General features: G+C 72.5%; 16 protein-coding genes and 1 pseudogene. 7 read left to right on the top strand and 10 right to left on the bottom strand.

Annotated features, from left to right (window positions below; genetic code table 11):
• Nucleotides 1-10: 10 nt before the first annotated feature.
• From AC07DF_RS19930 to AC07DF_RS19950, 5 genes are all read left to right on the top strand, one after another.
• On the top strand, nt 11-1,027 hold the full coding sequence (locus AC07DF_RS19930; protein ID WP_478972766.1) for an asparaginase: 1,017 nt from the start codon (nt 11-13) through the stop codon (nt 1,025-1,027).
• Between the two features lie 122 nt (nt 1,028-1,149).
• Entirely contained in the window at nt 1,150-2,562 is a 1,413-nt protein-coding gene (gene aspA, locus AC07DF_RS19935) for an aspartate ammonia-lyase (protein ID WP_478972563.1), read from the top strand.
• 45 nt (nt 2,563-2,607) lie between these two features.
• On the top strand, nt 2,608-3,531 hold the full coding sequence (locus tag AC07DF_RS19940; RefSeq protein ID WP_478972566.1) for a glutaminase: 924 nt from the start codon (nt 2,608-2,610) through the stop codon (nt 3,529-3,531).
• Nucleotides 3,532-3,690: 159 nt separating this feature from the next.
• Nucleotides 3,691-5,085 (top strand): polyprenol phosphomannose-dependent alpha 1,6 mannosyltransferase MptB, encoded by a 1,395-nt coding sequence (gene mptB, locus AC07DF_RS19945; RefSeq protein ID WP_478972569.1) that lies wholly within the window; start codon nt 3,691-3,693, stop codon nt 5,083-5,085.
• Entirely contained in the window at nt 5,082-6,449 is a 1,368-nt protein-coding gene (locus AC07DF_RS19950; RefSeq protein WP_478972572.1) for a glycosyltransferase family 87 protein, read from the top strand. Before mptB ends, AC07DF_RS19950 begins: the two co-directional genes overlap by 4 nt.
• Nucleotides 6,450-6,532: 83 nt before the next feature.
• Here the strand turns inward: AC07DF_RS19950 and AC07DF_RS19955 are convergent.
• The 4 genes and pseudogenes from AC07DF_RS19955 to AC07DF_RS19970 form a co-directional block, all read right to left on the bottom strand.
• Nucleotides 6,533-7,369 (bottom strand): annotated as a pseudogene (locus tag AC07DF_RS19955) (D-alanyl-D-alanine carboxypeptidase family protein); the annotation flags it as partial.
• Nucleotides 7,370-7,482: 113 nt separating this feature from the next.
• The gene (gene rho, locus AC07DF_RS19960; protein ID WP_478972575.1) at nt 7,483-8,619 is read right to left on the bottom strand and encodes a transcription termination factor Rho; all 1,137 of its coding nucleotides are present in this window, start codon (nt 8,617-8,619) and stop codon (nt 7,483-7,485) included.
• Nucleotides 8,620-8,895: 276 nt separating this feature from the next.
• A complete protein-coding gene (locus AC07DF_RS19965) occupies nt 8,896-9,723 on the bottom strand; it encodes a class I SAM-dependent methyltransferase (RefSeq protein ID WP_478972578.1) in 828 nt (275 codons plus the stop codon).
• 25 nt (nt 9,724-9,748) lie between these two features.
• Entirely contained in the window at nt 9,749-10,147 is a 399-nt protein-coding gene (locus AC07DF_RS19970) for a nuclear transport factor 2 family protein (RefSeq protein ID WP_478972581.1), read from the bottom strand.
• 69 nt (nt 10,148-10,216) lie between these two features.
• On the opposite strand from AC07DF_RS19970, the gene AC07DF_RS19975 reads away from it, so the two are divergent.
• The gene (locus tag AC07DF_RS19975; RefSeq protein ID WP_478972584.1) at nt 10,217-10,780 is read left to right on the top strand and encodes a PadR family transcriptional regulator; all 564 of its coding nucleotides are present in this window, start codon (nt 10,217-10,219) and stop codon (nt 10,778-10,780) included.
• A 4-nt stretch (nt 10,781-10,784) separates the two neighbouring features.
• Complete coding sequence (locus AC07DF_RS19980; protein ID WP_478972587.1) at nt 10,785-11,510, top strand: class I SAM-dependent methyltransferase; 726 nt, start codon at nt 10,785-10,787, stop codon at nt 11,508-11,510.
• Here AC07DF_RS19980 and AC07DF_RS19985 read toward each other — a convergent pair.
• The 6 genes from AC07DF_RS19985 to AC07DF_RS20010 all read right to left on the bottom strand — a co-directional run bounded on the left by AC07DF_RS19985 (nt 11,507) and on the right by AC07DF_RS20010 (nt 16,952).
• Nucleotides 11,507-12,253, bottom strand: coding sequence for a GntR family transcriptional regulator (locus AC07DF_RS19985; protein WP_478972590.1), 747 nt, complete (start codon nt 12,251-12,253; stop codon nt 11,507-11,509). The genes AC07DF_RS19980 and AC07DF_RS19985 overlap by 4 nt on opposite strands.
• Nucleotides 12,254-12,383: 130 nt before the next feature.
• Entirely contained in the window at nt 12,384-13,550 is a 1,167-nt protein-coding gene (locus tag AC07DF_RS19990; RefSeq protein ID WP_478972593.1) for a serine hydrolase domain-containing protein, read from the bottom strand.
• Nucleotides 13,551-13,662: 112 nt separating this feature from the next.
• On the bottom strand, nt 13,663-14,631 hold the full coding sequence (locus tag AC07DF_RS19995; protein WP_478972596.1) for an acetylxylan esterase: 969 nt from the start codon (nt 14,629-14,631) through the stop codon (nt 13,663-13,665).
• Nucleotides 14,632-14,769: 138 nt separating this feature from the next.
• On the bottom strand, nt 14,770-15,354 hold the full coding sequence (locus AC07DF_RS20000) for an Rv1733c family protein (RefSeq protein ID WP_478972599.1): 585 nt from the start codon (nt 15,352-15,354) through the stop codon (nt 14,770-14,772).
• Between the two features lie 244 nt (nt 15,355-15,598).
• Nucleotides 15,599-16,354, bottom strand: coding sequence for a ferredoxin reductase (locus tag AC07DF_RS20005; protein WP_478972602.1), 756 nt, complete (start codon nt 16,352-16,354; stop codon nt 15,599-15,601).
• Entirely contained in the window at nt 16,347-16,952 is a 606-nt protein-coding gene (locus AC07DF_RS20010; protein WP_478972605.1) for a sulfite oxidase-like oxidoreductase, read from the bottom strand. The genes AC07DF_RS20005 and AC07DF_RS20010 overlap by 8 nt, the downstream gene beginning before the upstream one ends.
• Nucleotides 16,953-16,989 lie beyond the last annotated feature (37 nt).

Consider the following 16,989-nt stretch of genomic DNA (forward strand, 5'->3'; position numbering starts at 1 on the left):
GCAGGCAGTGATGTTCAGCAGTTCCCCAGCGGACGCACCCCTTGTCCGTGAACCCGTCCACGCCCCCGTCGCCCACCTCATCCGCGGTGGCATCGTCGAAGGCATCCACTACGGCTCCGTCGTCGTCCTCGGCGCCGACGGAGAGGTACAACTCCAGCTGGGCGACATCGAGGCCGCCTTCTACCCGCGCTCCGCGCTCAAGCCCCTCCAGGCCGTGGCCATGGCGCGGGCCGGGCTCCCGCTCGACGGCGAGCTGCTGTCGCTGACCGCGGCCAGCCACTCCGGCGAGGAACGCCACCTCGCCGGCTCCCGGCGCATCCTCGAACTCGCCGGGCTCACCGAGGGCCATCTGCGCAACGTCCCGGACATGCCGTTCGACCCGGTCGTGCGGGACGCCTGGGTGCGGGAGGGCCGGATGCCCTCACGGCTCGCCCAGAACTGCTCCGGCAAGCACGCGGCCATGCTCTACACGTGCATGCTCAACGGCTGGTCCCTGGAGGACTACCTCGACCCGGGCCACCCGCTCCAGCAGGCCATCGCCGAGATCGTCGAGGACCTCACCGGGCAGCGCATCGCCCGGGTGACCGTCGACGGCTGCGGCGCGCCCCTGTTCTCCATCTCCCTGCACGGCCTCGCCCGCGCCACCGCCCGCGTCACCACCTCGGCGCCCGGTACACCCGAGGCCCGGGTGGCCGAGGCGATGCGCGAGCACGCCGAGATGGCCTCCGGCTCCGGCCGGGACGTCGCAGCGCTGATGCGGGCCGTGCCCGGGCTGCTCTCCAAGGACGGCTTCGAGGGCGTGCAGGTCGCCGCGCTGGCGGACGGGCGGGCCGTGGCGGTGAAGATCGCCGACGGTGCGAACCGGGCCCGTGTCCCGGTCACCGCCGCCGCGTTGGCCCGGGCGGGCGTCGACCCGGGCCTGCTCACCGAGTTCGCTGGCGAGCCGCTGCTCGGCGGTGGCGAACCGGTGGGCTGTGTGCGGCCGGTGCGTGCACTGGATCCGGTTCCGTCCACGGCGTGCGTGTAACCGCGCCGAACCGATGGGGGACTGCGGGTGGTAGCCGGTCCGCGGGCTGTTTGTGGTTGATCGCGCAGTTCCCCGCGCCCCTGAAGGGGCGCTCACCCACCCTCACCTCAGAAAGAACTCTCATGACCGCCGCCGCCACCCGCTCCGAACACGATCTGCTCGGCGATCGAGACGTCCCCGCCGACGCCTACTGGGGTGTTCACACCCTGCGTGCCACCGAGAACTTCCCCATCACGGGCACGCCCATCTCCGCCTATCCGCATCTGATCGACGCCCTCGCCGCCGTCAAGGAGGCCGCCGCCCTCGCCAACGAGGAACTCGGTCTGCTGGACTCGAAGAAGGCCGCCGCCATCGTCGCCGCCTGCCGGGAGATCCGTGACGGCAAGCTGCACGACCAGTTCGTGGTCGATGTCGTCCAGGGCGGCGCCGGCACGTCGACCAACATGAACGCCAACGAGGTCGTGGCCAACCGGGCGCTGGAACTGCTGGGCCACGCCAAGGGCGAGTACCGGTACCTGCACCCGAACGAGGACGTCAACCTCGGTCAGTCCACCAACGACGTCTACCCGACCGCGGTCAAGATCGCGACGGTGTTCGCGGTGCGCGGGCTGCTCTCGGCGATGTCCGTCCTGCAGGACACCTTCGCCGGCAAGGCCGTCGAGTTCCACGACGTGCTCAAGATGGGCCGTACACAGTTGCAGGACGCGGTGCCGATGACGCTCGGCCAGGAGTTCTCCGCATACGCGGTCATGATGGACGAGGACCGGTCCCGTCTTGCCGAGGCCGTCGAGCTGATCCATGAGATCAACCTCGGCGCCACGGCGATCGGCACCGGCCTCAACGCCCCCGCCGGATACGCCGAGTCGGCCCGCCGCCACCTCGCCGCGCTCACCGGCCTGCCCCTGGTGACCGCGGCCAATCTGGTCGAGGCGACCCAGGACTGCGGCGCCTTCGTCCAGATGTCGGGCGTGCTCAAGCGCATCGCGGTCAAGCTCTCCAAGAGCTGCAACGACCTGCGGCTGCTGTCCTCCGGTCCGCGCGCCGGCCTCAACGAGATCAATCTGCCGCCCGTCCAGGCCGGCTCGTCGATCATGCCGGGCAAGGTCAACCCCGTGATCCCCGAGGTCGTCAACCAGGTCGCCTTCGAGGTGATCGGCAACGACGTCACCATCACCATGGCCGCCGAAGCCGGACAGCTCCAGCTCAACGCCTTCGAGCCGATCATCCTGCACTCCCTGTCGGAGTCCATCACCCATCTGCGCGCGGCCTGCCTCACGCTCGCCGAACGCTGCGTGGCCGGCATCACCGCCAACACCGAGGCGCTGCGGGCCACCGTGGAGAACTCCATCGGCCTGGTCACCGCCCTCAACCCGCACATCGGCTACACGGCCGCCACCGACATCGCCAAGGAGGCCCTGAGCACCGGGCGCGGTGTGGCCGAACTGGTCCTGGAGAAGGGCCTGCTCCCCGCCGACACACTCGCCGGCCTGCTGCGCCCCGAGGTCCTGGCGGGCAGCGGCCCGGCCCAGGCCTGACCCGCGCGAGCGCACCGGGACCGGCGCGGAGGGACAATAGTGATCATGACATCGCCGACGTCCTTCCAGCCGATCCTGGAGCGCATCGCCGAGGAGATCGAGCGGACCCCCGGCCGCGGCCGGCCCGCCGACTACATCCCGGCGCTCGCCGCCCGCGATCCGCGACGATTCGGCATGGCCGTCGCCGAACCCGACGGCACGGTGTACGGAGTGGGCGACTGGCGGGAGCCGTTCTCCGCGCAGTCCCTCACCAAAGTCTTCACCCTCGCCCTCGATCTGGCCCGCGAGGGCGACGCCCTGTGGGAGCACGTGGGCCGCGAGCCCTCCGGCAACCCCTTCAACTCCCTCGTCCAGCTGGAGTACGAGAACGGCATCCCGCGCAACCCGTTCATCAACGCGGGCGCCCTCGTCGTCACCGACCGGCTGCACACCCGTACCGGCGACGCCTCGGGCGAACTGCTGGCGTTCCTGCGGGCGGAGAGCGGCAACCCCGGCCTGGACTTCGATGAGGAGGTCGCCGCCTCCGAGACGGCGCACGGCGACCGGAACGCCGCCCTCGGCCACTTCATGGCCTCCTACGGCAACATCGACAACCCGGTGCCGGTCCTGCTCGACGAGTACTTCCGGCAGTGCTCGATCACCGCCTCCTGTGCCGATCTCGCCCTCGCCACGAGCTTCCTGGCCCGCCACGGAGTCCGCGCCGACGGCACCCGACTGCTCACCCGCAGCCAGGCCAAGCAGATCAACGCGATCATGCTGACCTGCGGCACCTACGACGCGGCGGGCGACTTCGCCTACCGCGTGGGGCTGCCCGGCAAGAGCGGCGTGGGCGGCGGCATCATCGCCGTCGTCCCGGGCCGGTGCACGCTGTGCGTGTGGAGCCCGGGCCTGGACGAACGGGGCAATTCTGTGGCGGGTGTGGCGGCCCTCGACCGTTTCACGACGCTGACAGGCCTGTCGGTGTTCTGAAGACGGGTGCCGGATGGTCCCTTCACGGGAGCGGTGCCCTGCGCGACCGAGCCCCCGGCAGGCACCTGATCACCGGCCGGTCACGCCGCCGCTTCCTCCCGGAACAGACCGCGTCAACTTCCGGCCACCCGACGTCGACACCCTGACTGAGTGTTGGCCATGGCTTTCCCCGTCGATCTCCGCCGCTGCCAGATACTCGGTCTGGCCGGTACCGCCTTCCTGGCGGCGGGCGGTGAGACGGCCGGTGCCCTGCCCGTACGGGACCTTCTCCACCCGGCTTCCGCCGGCGCGGCTCTCGGTCTGGTCGGTGTCTACTTCGGCGTCGTCCTGCTGATCGCCGCCTGGGCGCTGCTGGGCCGGCTGGTGCGCGGACCGCGGCCGCCCACTCCCCGGGCCCTGCTGCTCGTCCTCGCCGTCTGGGCGGCACCGTTGCTGCTCGCCCCGCCGCTGTTCAGCCGCGACGTCTACAGCTACCTCGCCCAGGGGGCGATGGTCGACGCGCACATGGATGTCTACGCGCACGGGCCGTCCCGGCTCGGCGGACCGCTCGCCGACGAGGTCGCCCCGCTCTGGCGGCACACCGGAGCCCCCTACGGCCCGGTGTTCCTCGCCGTCGCGGCGGCCCTGTCCGGGCTGACCCGGGGGGAACTGCCCGCCGGGCTGTTCGGGATGCGGCTCGTCGCGCTCGCCGGCGTGGCCCTCATGGCGGCCGCGCTGCCCCGGCTCGCCCGCCACAGCGGCGCCGACCCGTCCGCCGCGCTGTGGCTGGGCGCCCTCAACCCGCTCGTCCTGCTGCATCTGGTCGCGGGCGCCCACAACGACGCCGTCATGCTCGGCCTGCTCGGCGTCGGCCTGGTGGCGGCGCTCGGCCGGTGGCCGGTCCTCGGCGCGGTCCTCGTCACGCTGGCCGCCCTGGTCAAGGCACCCGCCGTGCTCGGTCTCGCCGCCGTCGTGGTCCTCCAGGTCCGCGCCGGCCGCAGTCCGGCGAAGGCGCTCCTGACCACCGCCGTCGCCGCCGCGGGGACGACCGTCGCCGCCACGGCCGTGGCCGGCACCGGATACGGCTGGATAGGCACTCTGAACACTCCCGTCTCCCCCCAGAACTGGGCCCTCACCACCCTGCTCGGCCGAGCCACCGGGGCTCTGCTGGAACACCTGGGCAGCGACCTCGCGCCCCTGGCGATCCCCGCCTGGCACGCGCTCGGCATCGCGGCGGCCGTGGTCGCGATCGTGCTGATATGGCTCCGGCTGCGCCCACGACCGGTCTACGCGCTCGGCCTGAGCCTCGCGGCGGTGGCCGCCCTCGGCCCGGCGATCCGCCCCTGGTACGCCCTGTGGGGCCTGTTCCTCATCGCCGCCGCCACGCCCAGCACCTCCGTACGCCACCGCATGGCGGCCGTGACCGGTGTGCTCGCGCTCTGCGTCCTGCCCAGCGGCAGCGCGGCGGACACGGGGCAACTCGTCCTCGCCGTCTCCGGTGGCGCACTCGCGGTGGTCGTGCTGTGGCAGGCCCGCCAGGCCGAACTCGCCCCGGCGCTGGGACGCGCGGCATGACCCCGGCCCTGCCGCGCACCGACCGCGGACGGCTGCTGCTCGTGCTCGCCCTCGCCACGGTGGTGACCGTCTTCACCGCCACCGTGCCCCTGCTGCGCGACTGGTTCGACCTGCGCGTCTACTACGGCAGTATCGACACCTGGGTCCATCACGGCGGCCGGATCTACGACTACCGGGTGCCCGGAACGACGTACGGCTTCACCTACCCGCCGTTCGCCGCGGTCGCCATGCTGCCGATGGCCCTGCTGGACCTGCGCACCGCGATCGCCGCCGCCCTGCTGCTCAACCTGGCGGCCCTGGCCGTGATCCTGCGCCTGCTCAGCGGCCCCGGACGGCGGCGCCACGGCTGGTACGGCTGGGCCCTGATCGCCTGCCTGCTCGCACTGTTCGAACCGCTCCGTGACACCTTCAGCTTCGGTCAGGTCAACCTGCTGCTGCTGGCTCTCGTGCTCACCGACGCGGCGCTGCTCGCCACCGGCCGCGGACGCCTGGCGGGTGTCGGCATCGGGCTCGCGGCCGCGATCAAGCTCACGCCGGCGCTGTTCATCGGACTGCTGCTGGTGGCCAGACGGTGGCGCGCGGCGGCTCTCGCCACGGCCGTCGCCCTCGGGGCCACGGCGCTCGCCGCCTGGGTGGACCCGGACGCCTCACGCTTCTACTGGACCGACGCCCTGTGGGACACCAGCCGCGTCGGGCGCCTCGGCTACGTCTCGAACCAGTCGGTGCAGGGCATTCTGGCCCGGCTGGGGGAACCGGACCGGGCGGTGTGGGCCGTGGCGGTGCTGCTGATCCTCGGCGTGTGGGCGCTGAGGGTACGGCGGGCGGCCGCCGCGGAGGACTGGACGGCCGCGTTCGCCCTGACCGGTCTCGCCGCCTGTCTCGTCAGCCCGATCACCTGGGTGCACCATCTGGTGTGGCTGCTGCCGTCCTTCGCCGTGCTGGTCCGTACGGGGCACCCGCGGATCGCGGGCGCCCTGTACGCGGTGCTGTGCACCAGCGTGGTGTGGCTGTGGTTCGACGACGCTTCCGGCGTCGACGGGTTCCTGGGCAGCAACATCTACGCCTGGATCACCCTGGGCCTGCTGCTGTGGCTACCGGTCGGTCAACTCCCTTCCGACCGGCGGGCCGGGAGCCGCAGCACCAGCACCACGACCGCCGCGCCCAGCCCGACGGCACCCACGATCAGGCTCGCCTCGGTCCAGGCGGAGGCGGGTTCCTCCGGCACGGCCGCCGCGGCGGCCGCGGGCAGCGTCGTCGCTCCCGGTCGCGCGGAGGCCCGCTGCGAGGTCTCGAGCGAGCCCACCGGTTCCACCCTCGAGGCTGACCGGAACCCCCAGTCGAGCAGCGAGCGTGCCTCCTCGTAGACGGCGGCCCCGCCGCCCTGCTGAGGGTTCATCACCGTCACGACGAGGGTGCGCCCGTCCCGGCGTGCCGCCGCGACGAGCGTGCTGCCCGCCTTGCTGGTGTAGCCGTTCTTGATGCCGATGAGCCCCCGGTACGGCTTCACACCACGGGTGCCGCTCAGCAGCCGGTTGGTGTTGCGGATGGCGTACGACCAGCCGCCGCCGCCCGGGAATCTGGCCTCGACTGTGGCGCAGTACCGGGCGAAGTCCGGGTTGCGCAGCCCCACCCGGCCGAAGACCGCCAGGTCGAACGCCGACGACACCTGGCCCGGTGTGTCGTAGCCGTCCGGTGACAGCACGCGCGTGTCGTGGGCGCCCAGGGAGCGGGCCTCGGCCTGCATCTGCCGGGCCGTGGCCCGCCAGCCGCCGTTCATCTCGGCCAGGACGTGGACGGCGTCGTTGCCGGAGTTGAGGAAGACACCGCGCCAGAGGTCGGCGACCCGGTAGGTACGGCCCTCCGTGACTCCGACGAGGCTGCTGCCGGCACCGATGCCCCGGAGTTCCTCCGCACGGACCGTGTGCCGGGCGCGCCCCGGCAGCGCGGGCAGCACCGTGAGGGCGAACAGGGTTTTCAGGGTGCTGGCCGGGGGCAGCCTGCGGTGCGCGTTGTGGGCGGCGAGCACCTCGCCGCTGCGGGCGTCGGCCACCAGCCACGACAGGGCGGAGACCTCAGGGAGACGGGGCACTCCGGCACGCGGGCGGACATGGGTACCGGGGCGGTGCAGCAGTGCGGGGTGCGGGGCCGCCGCCCTCGGCCCGGCAGGCGCACTGGGCTCGGCCCTGCCGGAGACGTCCGCCGCGGCGGGCACCACCGCCAGGAGCCCCACCGCACAGAGCACACCGGCCGATACGGCCATCCGGAAAGAGAGTCCGATGATCATATGATTAACGTAGAAACGGATGTGCTCCGCATGGCGACGACCGGGCCGTACGGCGTCCGCGAGCACCCGGATGCCACACCGGTGGCGCCTCGGCAGGGGGTGGCCGGGCTCCGTCAGCCCGAGGGCAGGGTCGGCTGGACGCGCCGCAGGAACGTCGCGTTGTCCGGTGTCTCGCGCATCCGCTCCAGGAGGGTCTCCAGACCGCCCTGGCCGTCCCGGTTCTGCAGTACGCGCCGCAGGCCGTGCATGGCCGCCAACTCGGCCGGGGGCAGCAGGAGTTCCTCGCGGCGGGTGCCGGAGGGGGTGATGTCGACGGCCGGGAAGACACGGCGGGACGCCGGTTCGCGGCTCAGGCGCAGCTCCATGTTTCCGGTGCTCTTCAGCTCCTCGAAGTAGAAGTCGTCGGCCCGGGAGCCGGTCTCCACCAGGGCGGTGGCGAGGATCGTGAGGGAGCCGCCCTCCTCGGCGGCCCGGGCGGCGCCGAAGAACCGCTTGGGGCCGGTCAGCGCGGACGCGTCGACGCCCCCGGTGAGGATGCGGCCACCGGACGCGGCCGCGTTGTTGTGCGCCCGGCACAGCCGGGTCAGCGAGTCGAGGAGGACGACGACGTCCTCGCCGGCCTCGACGAGCCGCTTGGCCCGTTCGATCACGAGTTCGGCGAGCGCGATGTGCTGCTTGGCGCTGCGGTCGAAGGTCGAGGCGTACACCTCGCCCCGCACACAGCGCCGCATGTCGGTGACCTCTTCGGGCCGCTCGTCGAGCAGCAGCATCATCAGCCGGCTCCCGGGATGGTTGCCGGCCACGGCGGCCGCGAGCTGCTGCAGGAGGACGGTCTTGCCGGTCTTGGGCGGGGCCACGAGGAGCCCGCGCTGGCCCTTGCCGACCGGTGCGATCAGGTCGACGACCCGTCCGGCCAGCCCGGCGGCCGGGTGCTCCAGACGCAGTCGCTCGTGCGGATGCAGCGGTGTCAGGTCCCGGAAGTGACGCCGGCCCCGCAGTTCCCCGGGCTCGCGGCCGTCGACACGCACGATGTCGGTCAGGCCGCGCCGGTCGCCGCGCACCCCCTCGACGTAGTCGCCCTTGCGCAGGCCGTACCGGTGGATCAGCGCGGGGGAGACCGGGGAGTCGGCGGGTGTGGGAAGGAAGTTCTCGGCGCGCAGCTGACCCTTCCCGGCGGCGTCGATGTCGAGGACGCCGGTCGCGGTCCGGGCCTGCTGCTGGACGGCTGGGTTTTCGAGTGTGGTGGTCATGGTGGTGTGTCCTTTCACGGACGGAAGGCATGGGACATGCGAAGGGAGGGGGGAGCCGCGAAGGGAGGGGCCTTGGGCACGCCTCCGGGCGGCGAGAACCGCACAGCACCGTGGCCGCGACGAAGAACGTCCTGCTCAGCGAGGTGGTGCTGGAAGGTGAAACGAGAAGAGAAGAAATGAACTGGCACCGGCGCCCGAGAACCGGGCGTGCACGAGTGCTGTTCTCACGCTACCACCGAACGTGATGCCGGGGGAGTGAAATGGACCTCGAGCGTCTCAGCGGCCGGCCAGCAGCCCGTACAGCAGCGGGATCCGAGGCGCGGGAAGCCGCCACCAGCCGGACTCCGTACGGACCATCTGCGGCCAGCGCGGCCAGGGAAGTTCGTCGCCTTCGCGCAGTCGCCGCACGGTGAGTCCCGCCCCGGTCAACGCGTTGACGACCTCGCCCATTCCGTGCATCCACTCGTAACTGTCCGTGGCGCCCTCGACGGCCGGGCCGTCCGTGTAGGTGCGGGTCGCGTCCCGGTGCACCGGACCGCCGCCGTTCAGGTAGTCATGGCGCAGAAGCAACTCGGGCCCTTCGCCCGGAGCGGGCTTCGGGCCGAGGGAGTTGAGCAGCGGATGGAACTCGACGATGTACAACCGGCCGCCGGGCCGCAGCAGCCGGCCGATGACTTCCGCCCAGCGGTCCAGGTCGGGCAGGTAGCACAGGGCGCCCTTGCCGGTGTAGACGACGTCGAACCGCCGCCCGTCCAGGGCCTCGACGGCGTCGTACACGTTCGCCCGCACGTACGTCACGTCCGCCCCGGCCTTCGCGGCGATGCCGTTCGCCGCCGCCACCGACCCCTCGGAGAAGTCGAGGCCGACGGCACGGGCTCCGCGCCGGGCGAAGGCGATCGTCTCCGTGCCGAGATGGCACTGCAGGTGCAGCACGTCACGCCCGGCCAGCTCGCCGAGGTCCTCCCACTCGAAGGGGGCGAACCAGCGCTCGGGGTCGAGGTCCTGGTCGAGGCCGTAGAACCGGCTGGCGAGATGGACGGGCGCGCGGGCGTCCCAGTTGGCCTGGTTGGCCCGCATCAGCGCGTCGTGCTCGGCGGACGTCATGGGGCCATCCAACCAGACGAGTTGCTCACACCGAGCGTGCTCGCGCCTCCTCGGCGATCCGCTCGAACTGCGCGCCCATGGCCGCCGCGAGCGCCTGTGCTCCTGACAACGGGCGCACCATCACGGTGAATTCGTCGATGAGCCCGTCCTCGCCGACGTGGATGAAGTCGCAGCCGCTGATCTCCCGGTCGCCGACCCGCGCGGTGAAGACGAGGGCGTGGTCGCGGCCGTCCGCGTCGTTGATCTCGCGCACGTAGCGGAAGTCCTCGAAGACGCCGGAGACGGCGCGCAGGATCGCCGCCGTGATCGCCTTGCCGGCGTACGGCTTGAACACGACCGGGCTGGTGAACACGACGTCCGGCGCCAGGAGCGCCTCGGCGGCGTCGAGGTCGTCTGCCTCGATGGCCTCACGGAATGCACGCATCGAACCTGCCTTGGTCAATTAATTGAGTAAGTGCGGATGAGCATAATCAACCGCTGTTACCGTGTCCATATGTCTCTGAAGTACGCCGTTCTGGCCGCCCTCCTGGAAGGGGAGGCCTCGGGCTACGAGCTCTCCAAGGTGTTCGACGTGTCGTTCGCGAACTTCTGGGCCTCGACGCCGCAGCAGCTCTACCGGGAGCTGGAGCGCCTCGCCCAGGACGGGCTGATCGAGGCCAGGGTCGTACGCCAGGAACGGCGGCCCGACAAGCGGATGTTCACGCTCACCGAGGCGGGGCGTGAGGAGCTGTGCGCGTTCGCCGCCACACCGCCCCGGCGGCCGACCACCATCCGGGACGAACTCCTCATCAAGATCCAGGCCATGGACGGTGCGGACCCCGAGGCCGCCCGTGCGCTGGTGGAGGAGCGCGCGTCGTGGGCCCGCGGCAAGCTCGCCCGCTACCGGCGCGTCCGCGAACGCCTCCTGGCCGGCCGCAGTGAGGAGGAGTACCTACGGGAGACCGACCGCGTCGGCCCGTACCTCACGCTGATGGGAGGCATCGGCTTCGAGGAGGAGAACCTCCGCTGGTGCGAGCGCGTACTCACGGTCCTCGAACAGCGGGCTCCCCTAGGCTGAGCCGATGTTCAGCCCCGAAGGCCCCAGTCTGCGCGAGCTCGCCGTCCAGGCGCTGTCGTCCGTCGAGCGCGGCTACGACCTCCTCGCGCCGAAGTTCGACCACACCCCCTTCCGGACCCCTGAAGCGGTCCTCGACGCCGTCGGGTCGGCACTGCGGCGCATGGGGCCCTTCGACGCCGGCCTCGACCTCTGCTGCGGCACCGGCGCGGGCGTCGGCGTGCTGGCGGGGGTGTGCCGGGAGCGGGTCACCGGCGTCGACTTCAGCGCGGGCATGCTCGACATCGCACGGGAGCAGGTCAGGCCCGAGGGGCCTCCGGTCTCCTGGGTCAGGGCGGACGCCCGCGCCCTGCCGTTCGCGCCCGCCTTCGACCTGGTGGTCAGCTTCGGGGCCTTCGGCCACTTCCTGCCCCGTGAGCTGCCCGGCCTGTTCACCCAGGTCCGCTCGGTCCTGCGGCCGGGCGGCAGCTTCGCGTTTCCGCTGGTCGCCCCGCCCCGCCCGGGCTCGCTCGGCTACTGGATGCTGCTCGGCTTCGACACGGTGATGCGGGTGCGCAACGCGCTGTGGCGGCCTCCGTTCGTCATGTACTACCGCGCGTTCCGCTTCGGGGACGTACAGCGCGAGCTGGCACGCTCCGGCTTCCGGGTGGACCTCCACGCGCTGCCGGAGTTCGGACAGCGACCGGACGGCAGCCCGCGGGTACGGCTCGTCGTGGCCCGGTCACCGGTCTAGCCGGCCCGGCCCGGCAGGGTGAACTCGTAGACCAGCGCGTCCCGCCGGGCGTCCACCACCAGGTCGGTGATCTCCAGCGGGCGCGCGTACTGGTCGTGTACCTGCCGGGTGACCCGCACCGACGGCGTGCTCGTGAGGCGGGTGATGGCGTCGCGGTGGTGCAGGGTCAGACCGGCCCGGCGCATCCAGTCGTAGGCCCTACGCAGGTGCGCGGCGGCGGTGCCGTCGGCGCGGTCGCGGTAGCGGGCCAGCTCCTCCACTTCCGCCAGTGCCACGGCGGAGAAGGATGTCACGGCGGTACGCAGTCCGCGTCCGTCGGCGGTCGCGTACCGGTAGTCGTGGACGAGGGTGGGCCGGCCCGGGGCCAGCCCCAGGGCCTCGGCGTGGTCCGGCGGGGGCGGCTCCCACCTGACGGTGGCGCGGGCGACCGTGCCCGGAGCGGCGGCCGCCGCTCCGACCGGGAAGGCGAGCGAAGCCGGTGCCTCCACCGGCAGGCCGGGCAGGGTGGCGTGGCTGCCGCGCCGGTCGGTGGCGACCAGACCGTCACGGCGCAGCAGTTCCAGCGCCTGCCGTACGGTCTCCCGGCTGACCCCGAAGTGCTCGGCGAGCCGCCGTTCGCCCGGCAGTCGTTCACCGGGCGGAACGGTGCCGTCGCGCAGTTCGCCGAGCAACTGCGTCGCGATCCGCCGGTACAAGGGCTCTTCCTCGGCCGGCGGGTGGTCGTGCGGGGTGGTGCGGTCCATGCCGCGCCTCCTGGTGGTGACGTGCGGTAGTGGTGCGGACTCGGTGCGCCACCAGATCTAGCATTGGTCTAAACCAGGCGGGAAGGGCGGCCGGGCGGTTCGGCCGAAACCGGACCGCCCGCCCCCGCCGTCACCGCACGCTGTACAGGGCGTCGACCAGTGCCATCTTCCGCGGGTCGTCCGCGATATGAGGCCCCATACGGTTCATCACATACCCCAGGGACACCTCCGCCTCCGGGTCGGCCAGCCCGCACGAGCCGCCGAAGCCGTCGTGACCGAAAGCGCGCGGGTTGGGTCCGTAGGAGCCGTTGGCTCCGCTGAGCCACAGCCCGAGCCCCACCTCCGTCTCGTTCTCGAACCCGGCGCCGAGCACCAGATCCCGGCAGCTGCCCTGGCCTTCGCGCACCCGCTCGGCCGCCTCGGGGGACAGGACACGGTGGTCTCCGTACGACCCGCGCCCCGCGAAGACGCCGTAGAGCTCGGCGATCGCGAGCGCGGTGCCGTGCCCGTTCGCCGCGGGGATCTCCGCGGCCCGCCATCCGGGGGTGTTGGCCCCGGCCGCGGCCACCGACGGGTTGGTCAGCGCCGCGATCGCCGCCGGTGCCAACTGGGCGAAGACGGCGGCCTGTTCACTGCTCACCGCCACCGGCGGCTGGACCAGCTCGGCCACTCGGCCGGAGTCCTTCGCCGGCAGCCCGATGCGGAAGTCGATCCCGAGCGGCGCGGTCACCTCCCGCTCCAGGAAGGCCCCGGGGCGCAGCCCCGAGACGCGCCGTACGACCTCGCCGACCAGATGGCCGTAGGTGAGCGCGTGATAGCCGGACACGGTTCCCGGTTCCCACCAGGGCTGCGTCGCCGCGAGCCGCTGCGTGGTCAGCTCCCAGTCGCAGAGCTGCTCCAGCGAGTGCGGCTCCCGCAGCCCGGCCAGACCTGCGCGGTGGGACAGCAGGTGCCGTACGAGGATCTTCTCCTTGCCCGCCGCCGCGAATTCGGGCCAGTACTCGGCGACCGGGGCGTCGAAGTCCAGCAGCCCCCGGTCGGCCAGGATGTGCGCGCACAGCGCCACCGGGCCCTTGGTCGTGGACCACACATTGACCAGCGTGTCCCGCTCCCACGGCCGGGAGCGCTCCGCGTCGGCCCAACCGCCCCACAGCTCCACCACCGTCGCGCCGCCGACGGTGACGGCCACCGCGGCGCCCAGCTCGCCCCGCTCCCGGAAGTTCTCCTCGAACGCCCTGCGAACCGCGGCGAACCGCGCATCGCAGTGCCCGCGCACCTGTGTCTCGTTCTCGGACATGAGCCCCTCCGCCGACCGTCTCGGGGCCGGGCCGCCGTGGAGCGGCCCGGGCGCGATGAACGTACCGACTGGTCGGGACCGTGCGGAAGCCCGCCGGCGATGAACGGCCGGATCAGATGTGCGAGCGCATCCAGCGCAGCTTGGCCGCCTCCTGGAAGGGCCCGCCGCCCTCGTGGTCGTTGAAGTCGTACACCTCGATCTCCTTGTCCTCGTGGCCCCATCCGTTGAAAGCCGCGAAGACCGTCGAGGGCGGGCAGGTCTGGTCCTCCAGGGCCGCCGAGAAGAGCGCGGGGGACCGGCCGCGGGCGGCGAAGTGGACGGCGTCGAAGTACGAGAGCGTGCGCAGGGCGTCCGCGGCGCGACCGCGGTGCGTCTTGAGGTACAGGCCGATCTCCCGGTACGGGTGCCGGTCCGTGAGCGTCGCCGCGCGCGGGTAGTCGCACAGGAACGGCACGTCCGGCGCGATGGCCGCCAGGTCGGGGACCAGGCCGCCCACCGCGATCGTGATACCGCCGCCCTGGCTGGCGCCGACGGCCACCGTGCGCGTGGCGTCGGTGAGGGGGTGCGAACGGGCCGCCTCCACGGCTCGCACGGCGTCCGTGAACACCCGGCGGTAGTAGTAGTTCTCCGGCGCGTCGATACCGCGCGTCATGAAGCCCGGGAAGGCGGGCGCTCCGCCCACCGGGTCCGCCGTGCCGCCGCCCGCGCCCCAGGCGCTGCCCTGCCCGCGGGTGTCCATCACGAAGTGCGCCCGGCCCGAGGACGCCCACAGCAGGTGCTCGTGCGGCAGTCCGCGTCCACCGCCGTAGCCGATGAACTCCACGACCAGCGGCAGCGGTCCGTCCGCCCCGGCCGGCAGCGTCAGCCAGCCCTTGACCGGATGGCCACCGAAGCCGGCGAACGTCACGTCGAACACCTGCACGGTGGACAGGCCCGTGTCGACCGGTTCGAAGCGGGCGTCCAGGTCGTGCTCACGCGCCTCCTGGAGCGTCTTGGACCAGAAGGCGTCGAAGTCCTCGGGCTCGGGGGACGCGCTGCGGTACTCGCGGAGTTCATCGAGAGGAAGGTCGAACAGGGCCATGCAGGACCGCCTTGGGTGAGGAACAGCTGCGGGGACAGAGCGGATGATCACACTACGTGGGCGGTCGGAGGACTCGCCAGGCATTTTGTCGGAGCCCGGAGCCGGGCGGTGCCCGTCATCTGCCGTACATCGGGTGGGTCACGCGCGGCGGTGCGTCCACTCCGGTTCCGTACGGGTCCAGGCCCGGTCCCACTCCGCCAGCCTGCGGCGCAGCGCCACCCGGCGCACCGCGAAGTGGCCGAGAAGCACCACGAGCACCGCGCCGCCCGCGGCACATGTGCCGATGGTGAGGGTGTGCTGCCAGACCGCGGAGCCGTCCACCGGCGGGGGCACGTTCCGCCCCCGGGAGTCGAACCAGACGTCCACGACCTCGCCCTGCCGGGTGCCCGCCGCGACCGGTGCCGTCGCGGTGCGCGTCCCCTCGCCCGGCTCCGTCCAGCGCACGGTCGCACGGAACGCGTGCTGCCCGCCGGACTGGGCCGACGGCAGCGAGTCGCCCTTCCTGCCGACCACCTCCGCGCGGACGCGATGCCGCTCGGCGCGCTGCTCCGCCGACACCGACGTCGCCTCGTCATGGGCCCACCAGGCCGCCGCCACTCCCGCCAGAGGCGCGCCCACGAGCATCAGGACGGCGACCACCAGCACCGTCCACGCCTCGACGACATCGGACCGGCGCCGCAGCGGACTGCTCCGCCAGCGCCAGCCGCGCACCCGGGTTCGCATGTCGACCTCCCGCTCCCTCCGCGTCATGCCACGCGTGCGAGTGCCCACTCGGATCGGGTACCCCTCCGACGCGCATCGATCGCTCGTCGTGGCCGGGCCGTCGGTCCGCTCCCCGGCAGCGTCGTCGCGTGCGCGGGGAGTCACTGGTGGTCGTGTGCCGAAGCCCTCCGGCTGGGTGCCCGGGCCGACCCGGGCGAAACACCGGGGGCGCGGGGGCGCCTGCGAGGTCAGCGCGCCTTCGAGATCAGCCGAAACGCTCGATCCGGATGCGGTCCACGGGCTGACCGGCCGTCACCAGCAGCCGGGAGGCGTGCTCGGCGAAGGAGTTGGAGCCGCACACATAGGTCTCCCACCCACCGGACGGCTGCTCGGCCAGGAGCGGCGCCACATGTGCCGCGGCCATACGTCCCACCGGCACGCCCGCCGGCGCGACGCGGGTGAACACGGCCGTCGTCTCCGAGCCGAACTCCCGGGCGTAGATGAGCTCCTCGGGGCCGCGCGCGGACACCACCAGCCGCAGCGGCACGGTCAGCTTCCGCGCCCGGTGGTGCCGGACCATCGACATCAGCGGTACGACGCCGGAGCCGGCGCCGATCAGCAGCGCGGGCCGGTCGCCGGGCCAGGCGAAGAAGCCGCTCACCGGGCCCCGTACCTCGACGCGGTCGCCGGGCCGGGCGACGGTGTGGAACCAGCCCGAGACCTCGCCGCCGTCGACGTGGTCCAGGGTCAGCTCGATGTGCCCGGAGTCGTCCGGGGCGGACGCGATCGAGTAGTGGCGCTGGGCCACGTAGCCGTCCTCGGCGGTCAGCCGCACCATCAGGTGCTGGCCGGGCAGGTGCCCCGGCCAGCCGGGCACGGCGAACCGGAAGGTGGCGGCACGCGCGGTCTCGGGGCGGATCTCGGTCAGCGTGGCGGTCTGCCACTCGGAGGCGGCCTGCTCGCTCACGGCGATGCGCCCGGGCACGGCGAACCGCGTGGGAGGCACGAAGGTCTCAGTCACCGGAGTACCTCTGCTCCTCCCAGGGGTTGCCCCGCCCGTGGTAGCCGTTCCGCTCCCAGAATCCAGGCTCCTCGTGGTCGAGGATCCGCAGGCCCGCGATCCACTTGGCGCTCTTCCAGAAGTACAGGTGCGGCACCAGCAGTCGCGCCGGGCCGCCGTGCTCGGGGGCGAGCGGCCTGCCGTCGTACTCCCAGGCGATCCACGCCCGCCCGCCGGTGAGGTCGGCGAGCGGGAGGTTCGCCGTGTAGCCGGTGTGCGAGTAGGCGACGGCATGGGTCGCCGACCCATGGGGCCGGACCACATCCAGGAAGGCGTCCAGGGAGACGCCCGAGAACCGGACCCCGAATTTCGACCAGCTCGTCACGCAGTGGATGGCGCCCTCGTACGCCGACGACGGCAGCAGGTGCGCCTCGTCCCAGTCCCAGGTGCGGGGCTCGTACACCAGGCCGTCCACGCGGAAGGTCCAGTCGGCGGGTGCCAGGTCGGGAGTGACCTCGGCGGACAGGACGGGCCAGTCGTCGCCGGCGTCGTACTGGCCGGGCGGCAGGCCGGGGTCGTCGGCGCGCGGTCGCCCGGTGAAGCCTCTGGTGATGTGCATGGGGTGCTGCCTCCGGACCGGGCCGACGGTGCCCGTC

Source organism: Streptomyces sp. NPDC044719 (assembly GCF_056433405.1).

Excerpts from the sequence above, each read along its gene's own strand:
- AC07DF_RS19930 (WP_478972766.1), top strand. The coding sequence starts at position 11 with ATGTTCAGCAGTTCCCCAGCGGACGCACCCCTTGTCCGTGAACCCGTC.
- aspA (WP_478972563.1), top strand. The coding sequence starts at position 1,150 with ATGACCGCCGCCGCCACCCGCTCCGAACACGATCTGCTCGGCGATCGA.
- AC07DF_RS19940 (WP_478972566.1), top strand. The coding sequence starts at position 2,608 with ATGACATCGCCGACGTCCTTCCAGCCGATCCTGGAGCGCATCGCCGAG.
- mptB (WP_478972569.1), top strand. The coding sequence starts at position 3,691 with ATGGCTTTCCCCGTCGATCTCCGCCGCTGCCAGATACTCGGTCTGGCC.
- AC07DF_RS19950 (WP_478972572.1), top strand. The coding sequence starts at position 5,082 with ATGACCCCGGCCCTGCCGCGCACCGACCGCGGACGGCTGCTGCTCGTG.
- rho (WP_478972575.1), bottom strand. The coding sequence starts at position 8,619 with ATGACCACCACACTCGAAAACCCAGCCGTCCAGCAGCAGGCCCGGACC.
- AC07DF_RS19965 (WP_478972578.1), bottom strand. The coding sequence starts at position 9,723 with ATGACGTCCGCCGAGCACGACGCGCTGATGCGGGCCAACCAGGCCAAC.
- AC07DF_RS19970 (WP_478972581.1), bottom strand. The coding sequence starts at position 10,147 with ATGCGTGCATTCCGTGAGGCCATCGAGGCAGACGACCTCGACGCCGCC.
- AC07DF_RS19975 (WP_478972584.1), top strand. The coding sequence starts at position 10,217 with ATGTCTCTGAAGTACGCCGTTCTGGCCGCCCTCCTGGAAGGGGAGGCC.
- AC07DF_RS19980 (WP_478972587.1), top strand. The coding sequence starts at position 10,785 with ATGTTCAGCCCCGAAGGCCCCAGTCTGCGCGAGCTCGCCGTCCAGGCG.
- AC07DF_RS19985 (WP_478972590.1), bottom strand. The coding sequence starts at position 12,253 with ATGGACCGCACCACCCCGCACGACCACCCGCCGGCCGAGGAAGAGCCC.
- AC07DF_RS19990 (WP_478972593.1), bottom strand. The coding sequence starts at position 13,550 with ATGTCCGAGAACGAGACACAGGTGCGCGGGCACTGCGATGCGCGGTTC.
- AC07DF_RS19995 (WP_478972596.1), bottom strand. The coding sequence starts at position 14,631 with ATGGCCCTGTTCGACCTTCCTCTCGATGAACTCCGCGAGTACCGCAGC.
- AC07DF_RS20000 (WP_478972599.1), bottom strand. The coding sequence starts at position 15,354 with ATGCGAACCCGGGTGCGCGGCTGGCGCTGGCGGAGCAGTCCGCTGCGG.
- AC07DF_RS20010 (WP_478972605.1), bottom strand. The coding sequence starts at position 16,952 with ATGCACATCACCAGAGGCTTCACCGGGCGACCGCGCGCCGACGACCCC.